The sequence below is a fragment of the Streptomyces sp. RK62 genome (genome assembly GCF_018070255.1).
Classification (GTDB): domain Bacteria; phylum Actinomycetota; class Actinomycetes; order Streptomycetales; family Streptomycetaceae; genus Streptomyces; species Streptomyces nigra.
On record NZ_JAGPYD010000002.1, the window covers coordinates 402,468 to 414,089 of the forward strand.

Below are 11,622 nucleotides of genomic sequence, written 5' to 3' on the forward strand. Positions count from 1 at the left end.
CGGGCGGCCGGGCGAATCCGGCCGCCCGCATTCCGAGACCCCGAGACCTCCCTCACCCCCACCGTCATACGGTGGGACGCAACACCTGCACCCAAGGAGAGAACCCAAAGTGGCCGAGCTGTTCTACGACGCCGACGCCGACCTGTCCATCATCCAGGGCCGCAAGGTCGCGGTCATCGGGTACGGCAGCCAGGGCCACGCCCACGCGCTGTCGCTCCGTGACTCGGGTGTCGACGTGCGCGTCGGTCTGCACGAGGGCTCCAAGTCCAAGGCGAAGGCCGAGGAGCAGGGCCTGCGCGTGGTGACCCCGTCCGAGGCCGCCGCCGAGGCCGACGTCATCATGATCCTCGTCCCGGACCCGATCCAGGCCCAGGTCTACGAGGAGCACATCGCCCCGAACCTGAACGACGGCGACGCGCTCTTCTTCGGCCACGGCTTCAACATCCGCTTCGGCTTCATCAAGCCCCCGGCCGGCGTGGACGTCTGCATGGTCGCCCCCAAGGGCCCGGGCCACCTGGTGCGCCGTCAGTACGAGGAGGGCCGCGGCGTCCCCTGCATCGCAGCCGTCGAGCAGGACGCCACGGGCAACGGCTTCGCGCTCGCCCTGTCGTACGCCAAGGGCATCGGCGGCACCCGCGCCGGCGTCATCAAGACGACCTTCACCGAGGAGACCGAGACCGACCTGTTCGGTGAGCAGGCCGTCCTCTGCGGTGGTACGGCCGCGCTGGTCAAGGCCGGCTTCGAGACGCTGACCGAGGCCGGCTACCAGCCGGAGATCGCGTACTTCGAGTGCCTGCACGAGCTGAAGCTGATCGTGGACCTCATGTACGAGGGCGGCCTGGAGAAGATGCGCTGGTCGATCTCCGAGACCGCCGAGTGGGGCGACTACGTCACCGGCCCGCGGATCATCACCGACGCCACCAAGGCGGAGATGAAGAAGGTCCTCGCCGAGATCCAGGACGGCACCTTCGCGCAGCAGTGGATGGACGAGTACCACGGCGGCCTGAAGAAGTACAACGAGTACAAGCAGCAGGACTCCGAGCACCTGCTGGAGACCACCGGCAAGGAGCTGCGCAAGCTCATGAGCTGGGTGAACGAGGAGGCGTAAGCCTCAGGCCGACAGGGTCGGAGCGCTCGCTCCGGCCCTGTTGTCCATCTCGTCCAACCACGGACGAGTGATCCTTCCGCAGGGGCGTGAGACCGCCCCCGTCACGGCACTACACTGCCGTACTACATACGCGTCAGGCCCACAGCGTCGTGCGTCTTCCACGCGGCTAGCACCCCTCCACCGCCTGCGGCCGTCGGGACGGCCGTCCGCAATGGACTTGTGAGGACTCACGTGAGCTCGAAACCCGTCGTACTCATCGCTGAAGAGCTTTCGCCCGCGACCGTGGACGCACTTGGTCCGGACTTCGAGATCCGGCACTGCAACGGCGCCGACCGGGCCGAGCTGCTGCCCGCCATCGCCGACGTGGACGCGATCCTGATCCGCTCCGCGACCAAGGTGGACGCCGAGGCGATCGCCGCCGCCAACAAGCTCAAGGTCGTCGCGCGAGCCGGCGTCGGCCTGGACAACGTCGACGTCTCCGCCGCCACCAAGGCCGGCGTCATGGTCGTCAACGCCCCCACCTCGAACATCGTGACCGCCGCCGAGCTGGCCTGCGGTCTGCTGCTCGCCACCGCCCGCAACATCCCGCAGGCCAACGCCGCGCTGAAGAACGGCGAGTGGAAGCGCAGCAAGTACACCGGCGTGGAGCTGGCCGAGAAGACGCTCGGCGTCGTCGGCCTCGGCCGCATCGGCGCGCTCGTCGCCCAGCGCATGTCCGCCTTCGGCATGAAGGTCGTCGCCTACGACCCCTACATCCAGCCGGCCCGCGCCGCGCAGATGGGCGTCAAGGTGCTGTCCCTGGACGAGCTGCTCGAGGTCTCCGACTTCATCACCGTCCACCTGCCGAAGACCCCGGAGACGGTCGGCCTGATCGGCGACGAGGCGCTGCGCAAGGTCAAGCCGAGCGTGCGCATCGTCAACGCCGCGCGCGGCGGCATCGTCGACGAGGAGGCGCTGTACTCCGCCCTCAAGGAGGGCCGCGTCGCCGGCGCCGGTCTCGACGTGTACGCGAAGGAACCCTGCACGGACTCCCCGCTGTTCGAGTTCGACCAGGTCGTCAGCACCCCGCACCTCGGCGCCTCCACCGACGAGGCCCAGGAGAAGGCCGGTATCGCCGTCGCCCGCTCCGTGCGGCTCGCGCTCGCCGGTGAGCTGGTCCCCGACGCGGTGAACGTCCAGGGCGGCGTCATCGCCGAGGACGTCAAGCCGGGCCTGCCGCTCGCCGAGCGCCTCGGCCGGATCTTCACGGCGCTCGCCGGCGAGGTCGCGGTCCGTCTCGACGTCGAGGTGTACGGCGAGATCACCCAGCACGATGTGAAGGTGCTGGAGCTGTCCGCCCTCAAGGGTGTCTTCGAGGACGTCGTCGACGAGACGGTCTCCTACGTCAACGCCCCGCTGTTCGCGCAGGAGCGCGGCGTCGAGGTGCGGCTGACGACCAGCTCCGAGTCGAGCGACCACCGCAACGTCGTCACCGTGCGCGGCACCCTCGCGAACGGCGAGGAGGTGTCGGTCTCCGGCACGCTGGCCGGCCCGAAGCACCTCCAGAAGATCGTCGCCGTCGGCGAGTACGACGTGGACCTCGCGCTGGCCGACCACATGGCCGTCCTGCGCTACGAGGACCGCCCGGGTGTCGTCGGCACCGTCGGCCGCATCCTCGGCGAGGCGGGCCTCAACATCGCCGGTATGCAGGTCTCGCGGGCCGTGGCCGGCGGCGAGGCGCTGGCCGTCCTCACCGTCGACGACACGGTGCCCGCCGGGGTGCTGGCGGAGGTCGCGGCCGAGATCGGCGCGACGTCCGCGCGTGCGGTGAACCTGACCTGATCCAGGTCGTCTCTCAGACGCCGGACGGGCTGAGCGTGCTCGGCTCGTCCGGCGTTTCGCATGTCCGCCCCCGGGCGCCGGAGCGCCGCAGGGTGAGCGCGGCCAGCACCGCCGCCCCGGCCAGTACGACGGCCCCGGCGAGTGCCGCGCCCCGCATCCCACTGGTGAACGCCTCGCGCGCGACCGCCGCCAGCCCCGGCACCCGGTCCGCGACGGCCAGCGCACCGCCCAGGGTCTCGCGGGCCGCGTCCGGCGCCGACGCGGGGACCTCATGGCGGTAGACGGCGGCCCCGATCGAGCCGAGCACCGCCATGCCCATCGCCCCGCCGAACTCGCTCGACGTCTCCATCAGCGAGGACGCGGCCCCCGCCCGCTCCACCGGCACGCCTCCCAGCGCCAGATCCATGATCTGGGACATCACGACGACACCGCCGACCGCGAGGATCGCGCAGGCCCCGAGGACCAGGGCCAGTGAGTCGGGGCCGGCCAGGGACAGCACCCCGAAGCCGCCCGAGGCGACGAGGAAGCCCCCCGCGACGACATGGGCCCGGTGCACGCCCCGGTTCACCAGCCCGGTGGCGACGGGGGCCGCCGCGGCGATCGGCACCGACGGCAGCAGCGCCCACAGGGCCGCCTCCAGGGCACTCTTGCCGAGCACCGACTGCAGGTACTGCGTGGTGAAGTAGGCCGAGCCCATCACACCGAACGCCGAGAGCAGGTTGAGGGCGACGGCCGGTGCGAAACCCCGGCCACGGAACAGCTCCGGGGAGATCATCGGCGCCGCCGCCGTGCGCTGACGGTGCACGAACAGGGCCGCGAAGAGCAGGCCGACGGTGATCGACACGACGTAGCGGACGTTCCAGCCGTCGGCGGCGATCTCCTTCAGCCCGTAGATCACGGGAAGCACGGCCGCCAGCGACAGCGGGACGCTGAGCAGGTCGAAGCGGCCGGGGCGGTCCGCTCGCGACTCCGGCAGCAGCAGCGGGCCGAGGACCAGCAGCAGGGCCATCGCGGGCAGATTGACCAGGAAGACCGAGCCCCACCAGAAGAACTCCACCAGCACCCCGCTCAGCACCGAGCCGAGCGCGATCCCCGCCGTCATCACGCCCGACCACACCCCGATCGCCTTCGCGCGCTGGCCGGGGTCGTGGAACAGCGCGCGCAGCATGGCCAGGGTCGACGGCATCAGGGTAGCGCCGCCGACGCCGAGGACCGCGCGGGCCGCGATCAGCATCCCGGCGCTGCCGGCGTAGGCCGCCGCGAGCGAGGCAGCGCCGAACGCGGCGGCGCCGGTGAGCAGCAGCCGGCGGTGTCCGACGCGGTCGCCGAGGGCGCCCATCGTCATCAGCAGTCCGGCGAGGACGAAGGCGTAGATGTCGAAGATCCACAGCTGCTGGGTGCCGCTGGGCCGCAGGTCCGCGCCGATCGCCGGGATGGCGAAGTAGAGGACGGAGACGTCCATGGAGACCAGCAGCAGCGGCAGCATCAGCACGCCCAGGGCCGTCCATTCGCGGCGGCCGGCACGGGTCGGCACAGGGGTGGCGCTCTTCGGTTCGGAAGTCATGCCGGTGAATGTACGCGCGTCTTAAACGCTTGTCTAGAACACTTGTATAGGACGGCTGTATGGATGGGCGGTAGGGTGAGTCGCATGGGACACCGTGAGGATCTGCTCGAAGGCGCCAAGCGCTGCCTGCTGGCGAAGGGGTTCGCGCGCACGACGGCACGCGACATCGTCAAGGAGTCGGGGACCAACCTGGCGTCGATCGGCTATCACTACGGCTCGAAGGACGCGCTGCTGGCGGAGGCCTACCTGGCCCTGGTCGGCGAGCTGTCCGACGCCTTCGAGGGGGCGGAGGTCGGGGGTGTCACGGCCCCGCCCGGCTCCCTGGAGCGGTTCCGCGAGGTGTGGGCGAACATCATCGCCACCATGCGCGAGCCCGGTTCGATGTGGCGGCTCAGCGTCGAGATCGTGGCTATGGGGGACCAACTGCCCGCCGTACGCGATCATCTGGCGCGCCAGCAGCGGGACGCCGAACGGGCCCTCGTCGCCCTGTTCACGGGCGTGCCCGAGAAGGATGTCCCGGACAGGACCCTGGACACGCTCGGCCGCTTCTACACCACCCTGATGACCGGCCTCATCGTCCAGTGGCAGTTCGACCCCGACCGCGCGCCCGACGCCGACGCGCTCACCGAGGGGCTCGGCATGGTCGTCGAGGCCGCCGGTTAGGCGACCCCTACAGCCGGACGGCCTTCAGCGCCATGTGCAGCAGCAGGCGGTCCTCGCCGTCGTCCAGGTCCAGGCCGGTGAGCTGCTCGACGCGGGAGAGGCGGTAGTACAGGGTCTGGCGGTGGATGCCGAGTTCGGCGGCCGTGCGGCCCGCCTGGCCCGCGCGGTCCAGATAGACCTCGGCGGTGTGGGCGAGTTCGCGCTGGGCGGGGGAGAGCAGCGGGGCGATCGCCGCGTCGCGGGACGCCTCCGGGGGCAGGGCGGTCAGCAGGCGGTACGGGCCGATGCCGGACCACTCGGCCACCGGGCCGAGCCGAGGCTCCGCCAGCGCCGCGCGCGCCGCCGCCGACGCCTCACGCCAGGACGCGGCCAGCTCGGCGAGCCCGGTGCGCGGTTCGCCGAGGCCCGCGGAGGGGCGGGCCGGCGTCGTGTCGTCCTTCAGCAGCCGGGCCGCCGCCGCGTGCGCCGCCGTCCGTACGTCCGCCGAGCGCAGCCGGACGAGCACCGCGAGGCTCTGCCCGGCCGCGCCCCAGGGGACCGTGCACAGCGCGGTGGCGTGCGGGACCGTCCGGACCGACGGGGCGTCGTCCGGGTCCGCGGACGGCCAGGGGGCCACGCAGAGCACCGTGTGGACGCCGTCCGCACGCGGGCCGAGGGCCGTGCGCAGCTCGGCGACGGCCATGTCGCTCTGCCAGCCGCGCTCCGCGGTCAGCACCGCGCGCAGCTCACGGCTCAGATCGGCGCCGTGCTGCGCCTCGTCAGCGAGCAGCGCGCCGATCCGCGCGGTCACCGCCATCGCGTCGTCCAGCTGCCGGTCGGTGGGGCCGGGATCGCCGTCCAGCAGCCACACATAGCCGAGGACGACACCCCGATGGCGTACCGGAAGGCAGATCCGTGCGCGGTACACCCCGGCCTCCGGGGTGCGCGGGATACGCACCGGGCCGCTCGCCCGGGTGATGCCGAAACCCTCGAACCAGGTCCGCACGGCCGCCGTGGAGCGCCGGGTCAGGATCGAGCGGGTGCGCACCGGGTCCAGGGCCGACGCGTCGAGCTCGCCCTCGCTGTCGTACGCGCCGAAGGCGATCAGCTCGAAGTCGCGGTTCTCCAGCGTCGCCGGGGCGCCCAGAAGCTCGGAGATCTCGTCCACGAGCTCCTGGTAGTCGGCCTTGTCTGCGGGCGTCACACGGGCGATTCTCCCTCATTCCACCGGGGGCCTCATACATATGTCTGAGATCTCCGGCACGGATGCGTGACAGCTGTCGATGGCCGACGATCGGAGAGATCCCTAGGTTTCACGGTGGTTCTCCGTGCCGTACCCGAATGGTCGGGATGCGGCCGCCTTTCGTTGTCTGTGGAGGTGCCCCGTGCTGGGTCCCGTGATTCTCGCCGCGTCGCGCAGCGACCGGATGCGACGCCTGATCTCGGCGGCCCCGGTGACGAAGCAGGTCGTCGACCGGTTCATCCCCGGCGAGACCGTCGACGAGATCGTGCCGATCGTCCTGGAGCTCACCGGCAAGGGCCTGGAGCTGACCATGGACGTCGTCGGCGAGGACATCACCCGCCCCGAGCAGGCCGCCGCCGCCCGCGACGCCTATCTGCACCTCGTCGACCGCATCAAGGACCTGGAGCTCGGCGAGCGCGTCGAGATGTCCGTGAAGCTGTCGATGTTCGGCCAGGCGCTGGAGGGCGGCCACGAGCTGGCCCTCGCCAACGTCCGCCCCGTCGTCGAGGCCGCCGCCGCCATCGGCACGACGGTCACGCTGGACGCCGAGGACCACACCACCCTCGACTCGATGTTCGCCATCCACGAGGAGCTGCGGAAGGACTTCCCGCAGACCGGCTGCGTCATCCAGGCCTACCTGTACCGCACCGACGACGACGCCCGCCGCCTCGCCGCGAACGGCAGCCGCGTCCGCCTGGTCAAGGGCGCCTACAAGGAGCCCGCCGAGGTCGCCCTGCAGCGCAAGCAGGACATCGACAAGGCGTACGTCCGGATCCTGCGGATCCTGATGGAGGGCACCGGGTACCCGATGATCGGCTCCCACGACCCGCGACTGATCTCCATCGGACAGGAGCTCGCCCGCCGCGCGGGGCGCAAACTGGACGAGTACGAGTTCCAGATGCTGTACGGCATCCGCAGCGACGAGCACCTGCGGCTGGCCGCCGAGGGCCACCGCATGCGCGTCTACACGGCCTACGGCACCGACTGGTACGGCTACTTCATGCGGCGGCTCGCGGAGAAGCCCGCCAACCTGCGGTTCTTCGTCCGCTCCATGGTCAGCAAGGGCTGAGCCACCGCACCGCGGCCCCACCCCCGGCCCCTGCACAACGGCTCGATACACACGCTCAGTAAGGAGTTACGGAACCCATGGACGCTGTGACCCAGGTCCCCACCCCCGTCAACGAGCCGGTGCACGGCTACGCCCCCGGCTCGCCCGAGCGCGCCCGGCTGGAGGCCAAGCTCAAGGAGCTGGCCGAGAACCCCATCGACCTGCCGATGACCATCGGCGGTGAGAAGCGGATGGGCGGCGGCGACCGGATCGACGTCGTGCAGCCGCACAACCACAAGGCCCGCCTCGGCACCTTCGGCACCGCCACCCAGCAGGACGCCCAGGACGCCATCGACGCGGCCCTCGCCGCCGCGCCGGCCTGGCGCGCCATGTCCTTCGACGACCGCGCCGCGATCATCCTGCGCGCCGCCGAGCTGCTGGCCGGCCCCTGGCGCGAGACGCTGGCCGCCTCCACCATGCTCGGCCAGTCCAAGACCGCCCAGCAGGCCGAGATCGACACCCCCTGCGAGCTCGTCGACTTCTGGCGCTTCAACGTCAAATACGCCCGCGACCTGCTCGCCGAGCAGCCCCCGGCGAACTCCCCGGGCGTCTGGAACCGCCTCGACCACCGCCCGCTGGAGGGCTTCGTCTACGCGATCACGCCGTTCAACTTCACGGCCATCGCGGGCAACCTGCCGACCGCGCCCGCCCTCATGGGCAACGTCGTCGTCTGGAAGCCGTCCCCGACGCAGACCCACGCCGCCGTGCTGCTGATGCAGCTCCTCGAGGAGGCCGGACTGCCCAAGGGCGTCATCAACCTCGTCACCGGTGACGGCATCGAGGTCTCCAAGGTGGCGCTGGAGCACCGCGACCTCGCGGGCATCCACTTCACCGGCTCGACCAAGACCTTCCAGTACCTGTGGAAGACGGTCGGCAACAACATCGAGAAGTACCGCTCGTACCCCCGCATCGTCGGCGAGACCGGCGGCAAGGACTTCGTCGTCGCGCACCCCAGCGCCGACCGCGCCGTCCTGAAGACCGCCCTGACCCGCGGTGCCTTCGAGTACCAGGGCCAGAAGTGCTCGGCGACCTCCCGGGCGTACATCCCGGCGTCGATCTGGAACTCCGGGTTCAAGGAGGAGTTCGCGGCCGAGGTCGACTACCTGACCATGGGTGACGTCACCGACCTGTCGAACTTCATCGGCGCCGTCATCGACGAGCGCGCCTTCGCCAAGAACAAGGCCGCCATCGACCGCGCCCAGGCCGACCCGTCCTGCACGATCGTCGCGGGCGGCTCCTACGACGACTCGGTCGGCTACTTCGTCCGCCCGACCGTCATCGAGTGCAGCGACCCGGAGAACGAGGTCTTCACGACCGAGTACTTCGGCCCGATCCTCGCCGTTCACGTCTACGAGGACGACACGTACGACGAGATGCTGACCCAGATGGAGTCGGTGTCCGCGTACGCGCTGACCGGCTCGGTCATCTCGACCGACCGCGCGGCGACCGCGTACACCATGGAGAAGCTGCGCTACGCGGCCGGCAACTTCTACATCAACGACAAGTCGACCGGCGCCGTCGTCGGCCAGCAGCCCTTCGGCGGCGGCCGTGCCTCCGGCACCAACGACAAGGCCGGTGCCCCGCAGAACCTGATGCGCTGGACGCTGACCCGCGCCATCAAGGAGACGCTGGTCCCGCCGACCGACTACGCGTACCCGCACATGGGCTGACCGTCCGACGTGCGTGACGAGGGGCCGGGCGCCATGCGCCCGGCCCCTCGTGCGTTTCCGTCCCGCTACCCGGGCATCTCCGTGCGCTCCCACCACTCGTACACCGGCAGTTCCCCCTGCGGTGTCTCCCGGCGACGGGAGGTCGGCCGGAAGTGCTCGTAGCCGTTGCGCAGCTCGATCTTCACGTCCGGGCCGGGGGACGGGGCCGGCACGATGCGCTCGGGCAGATCGTCCGGGCCGCCTTCCAGGAACACCTTCGCCGTGTCGTTCATGCACCCAGCGTTCCCCCGGGCACGGCGGTGCCTCCCGGGCCGTGCGGAGGATCAGCCGACTGGCTGACGCCCGACCCCGCCCCGGCGGCGGCCGGGACACTGGGCGTATGACGTCCGCCGCAGCCGCCGGTGCCGCGCGCACCGCCCACACCGCCGATCTGACCGCCGCCGAACTCCACGCCGTGCGCGCCCTGTTGGAGGACGCCTTCGACGGCGATCTCGCCGACGAGGACTGGGAGCACGCGCTCGGCGGTGTCCACGTCCTCGTCCACGACGAGGCCGGGCGGCTCGCCGGGCACGGCTCGGTCGTCATGCGCCGGGTCCGGCACCGGGGCCGCTGGCTGCGGGTCGGCTACATCGAGGCCGTCGCCGTCCGGGCCGACCGGCGCCGCCGCGGACTCGGCGGGCGGGTCATGGCGGAGCTGGAGCGGATCGTCGACCGGGCGTACGACGCGGGGATGCTCTCCGCCAGCGACGAGGGCGCCGCGCTGTACGCCGCGCGCGGCTGGCAGGTGTGGCCCGGGCGGATCTGCGCGCTCGGCGTGGACGGGGTCGTACGGCTGCCCGACGAGGAGGGGAGCACCTTCGTACGGCCCGCGCTCGCCGGTCCGCTGGACCCCGCGTTCGAGCTGGTCTTCGACTGGCGGGACGGGGATGTGCTCTGAGGGGCGGACGGGAAAAGCGCAGGTGGGCGCGGGGTGGCCGGGTGCGCCGTCTCAGATAGTAGGAAGTCCGAGTAATTGTGGAGACAGACGCGCCCCGCTCCCTTAGCTTTGTAGGAGCCGAACGTCTCGCTCGATCAAGCGAATGGCGGTCGTGAGCCGGGCCCCGTGCAGGCAACCCCTGCGGCACCGCTCCCCGCCCCTTCCGGCGTCTCGTAACCCTCCCCGCACTCCCGTGCTTGCCGAAGGAGTCGATTTCCCATGGCCGAGACGACCGCCCGCCGTCGAGTCCGTCATCTCTCCCGCACCAGCGACAACGACCGCAAGAACGCGGCCGCCGCCCTCCAGCGCGCCCTCGACCGCCGGGACAACGGCGGCGCGACCGGCCACCAGGCCGCGTAGGGACCTCGTCGCCGACACACGCTGTCCGTATGGCGGACGGCGTGTGTCATTCCATGGGACGAGCAGTAGGGTGCCGACATGTCTCGCAGCATCGATCTCGCAGTGATCCCCGGTGACGGCATCGGCCAGGAGGTCGTGGCCGAAGGCCTGAAGGTCCTCTCCGCCGTCCTCCCGCAGGATGTGAAGCTGGAGACCAAGGAGTACGACTTCGGCGCCCGGCGCTACCACGCCACGGGGGAGACCCTCACCGACGCCGACCTCGACGCCCTCAAGGGCCACGACGCCATCCTGCTCGGCGCGATCGGCGACCCGTCGGTCCCCTCCGGCGTCCTGGAGCGCGGCTTCCTGCTGAAGCTCCGCTTCGCCTTCGACCACCACGTCAACCTGCGTCCCTCGAAGCTCCTGCCGGGTGTGGCCACCCCGCTCGCCGGCGAGCCGAGCATCGACTTCGTCGTGGTCCGCGAGGGCACCGAGGGCCCGTACACCGGCAACGGCGGCACCATCCGCAAGGGCACCCCGCACGAGGTCGCCACCGAGGTCTCCGTCAACACGGCCTTCGGTGTCGAGCGCGTCGTCCGCGACGCCTTCGCCCGCGCCCAGGCCCGCCCGCGCAAGAAGCTCGCCCTGATCCACAAGAACAACGTGCTGACCTTCGCCGGTCATCTGTGGACGGACGTCTTCAACCGGGTGGCCGAGGAGTTCCCCGAGGTCACCACCGAGTACATGCACGTCGACGCGGCCACCATCTACCTGGTGACCCAGCCCGAGCGGTTCGACGTCATCGTCACCGACAACCTCTTCGGCGACATCGTCACCGACCTCGCCGCGGCCGTCTCCGGCGGCATCGGCGTCGCCGCCAGCGGGAACATCAACCCGTCCGGCGAGTTCCCGTCCATGTTCGAGCCGGTGCACGGCTCCGCCCCGGACATCGCGGGCCAGGGCAAGGCCGACCCCACCGCCACGGTCCTGTCCGTCGCCCTGCTCCTGCGCCACCTCGGCTACGAGGCCGAGGCCGCCCGTATCGACGAGGCGGTCTCCGCCGACCTGGCCGACCGCACCGGCAAGCCCGCGCGCAGCACGTCGCAGATCGGCGACGCGCTCGCGGTACGCGTAGCCGGCTGACCCGCGCC

The 11,622-nt window shown here is 71.2% G+C and carries 11 protein-coding genes; 8 read left to right on the top strand and 3 right to left on the bottom strand.

Features of this window, described 5'->3' with window-relative positions:
• Positions 1 to 109 precede the first annotated feature (109 nt).
• Complete coding sequence (gene ilvC, locus KBY32_RS05555; RefSeq protein ID WP_210979070.1) at positions 110 to 1,108, top strand: ketol-acid reductoisomerase; 999 nt, start codon at positions 110 to 112, stop codon at positions 1,106 to 1,108.
• 231 nt (positions 1,109 to 1,339) lie between these two features.
• Positions 1,340 to 2,929 (top strand): phosphoglycerate dehydrogenase, encoded by a 1,590-nt coding sequence (gene serA / locus KBY32_RS05560; protein WP_055624313.1) that lies wholly within the window; start codon positions 1,340 to 1,342, stop codon positions 2,927 to 2,929.
• Positions 2,930 to 2,942: 13 nt separating this feature from the next.
• Here serA and KBY32_RS05565 read toward each other — a convergent pair whose 3' ends face one another.
• A complete protein-coding gene (locus KBY32_RS05565) occupies positions 2,943 to 4,493 on the bottom strand; it encodes an MFS transporter (protein WP_210979071.1) in 1,551 nt (516 codons plus the stop codon).
• 84 nt (positions 4,494 to 4,577) lie between these two features.
• On the opposite strand from KBY32_RS05565, the gene KBY32_RS05570 reads away from it, so the two are divergent.
• Positions 4,578 to 5,156: a TetR/AcrR family transcriptional regulator gene (locus KBY32_RS05570; protein WP_210979072.1), complete on the top strand. Its 579-nt coding sequence runs from the start codon at positions 4,578 to 4,580 to the stop codon at positions 5,154 to 5,156.
• 7 nt (positions 5,157 to 5,163) lie between these two features.
• On the opposite strand, the gene KBY32_RS05575 is transcribed toward KBY32_RS05570, so the two are convergent.
• Positions 5,164 to 6,339, bottom strand: coding sequence for a CdaR family transcriptional regulator (locus tag KBY32_RS05575; protein WP_055624310.1), 1,176 nt, complete (start codon positions 6,337 to 6,339; stop codon positions 5,164 to 5,166).
• Positions 6,340 to 6,520: 181 nt separating this feature from the next.
• Between KBY32_RS05575 and KBY32_RS05580 the strand changes: the two genes are divergently transcribed.
• Entirely contained in the window at positions 6,521 to 7,447 is a 927-nt protein-coding gene (locus KBY32_RS05580; RefSeq protein ID WP_210979073.1) for a proline dehydrogenase family protein, read from the top strand.
• 77 nt (positions 7,448 to 7,524) lie between these two features.
• Positions 7,525 to 9,156: an L-glutamate gamma-semialdehyde dehydrogenase gene (pruA, locus tag KBY32_RS05585; protein WP_055624308.1), complete on the top strand. Its 1,632-nt coding sequence runs from the start codon at positions 7,525 to 7,527 to the stop codon at positions 9,154 to 9,156.
• A gap of 65 nt (positions 9,157 to 9,221) precedes the next feature.
• On the opposite strand, the gene KBY32_RS05590 is transcribed toward pruA, so the two are convergent.
• Positions 9,222 to 9,428, bottom strand: a complete 207-nt coding sequence (locus KBY32_RS05590) for a DUF5988 family protein (protein WP_210979074.1) — start codon at positions 9,426 to 9,428, stop codon at positions 9,222 to 9,224.
• Between the two features lie 107 nt (positions 9,429 to 9,535).
• Between KBY32_RS05590 and KBY32_RS05595 the strand changes: the two genes are divergently transcribed.
• From KBY32_RS05595 to KBY32_RS05605, 3 genes are all read left to right on the top strand, one after another.
• Positions 9,536 to 10,093 (top strand): GNAT family N-acetyltransferase, encoded by a 558-nt coding sequence (locus tag KBY32_RS05595; protein WP_210979075.1) that lies wholly within the window; start codon positions 9,536 to 9,538, stop codon positions 10,091 to 10,093.
• A gap of 258 nt (positions 10,094 to 10,351) precedes the next feature.
• Positions 10,352 to 10,492 (top strand): hypothetical protein, encoded by a 141-nt coding sequence (locus KBY32_RS05600; RefSeq protein WP_107096849.1) that lies wholly within the window; start codon positions 10,352 to 10,354, stop codon positions 10,490 to 10,492.
• A gap of 78 nt (positions 10,493 to 10,570) precedes the next feature.
• Positions 10,571 to 11,614, top strand: coding sequence for a 3-isopropylmalate dehydrogenase (locus KBY32_RS05605; protein ID WP_210979076.1), 1,044 nt, complete (start codon positions 10,571 to 10,573; stop codon positions 11,612 to 11,614).
• Positions 11,615 to 11,622 lie beyond the last annotated feature (8 nt).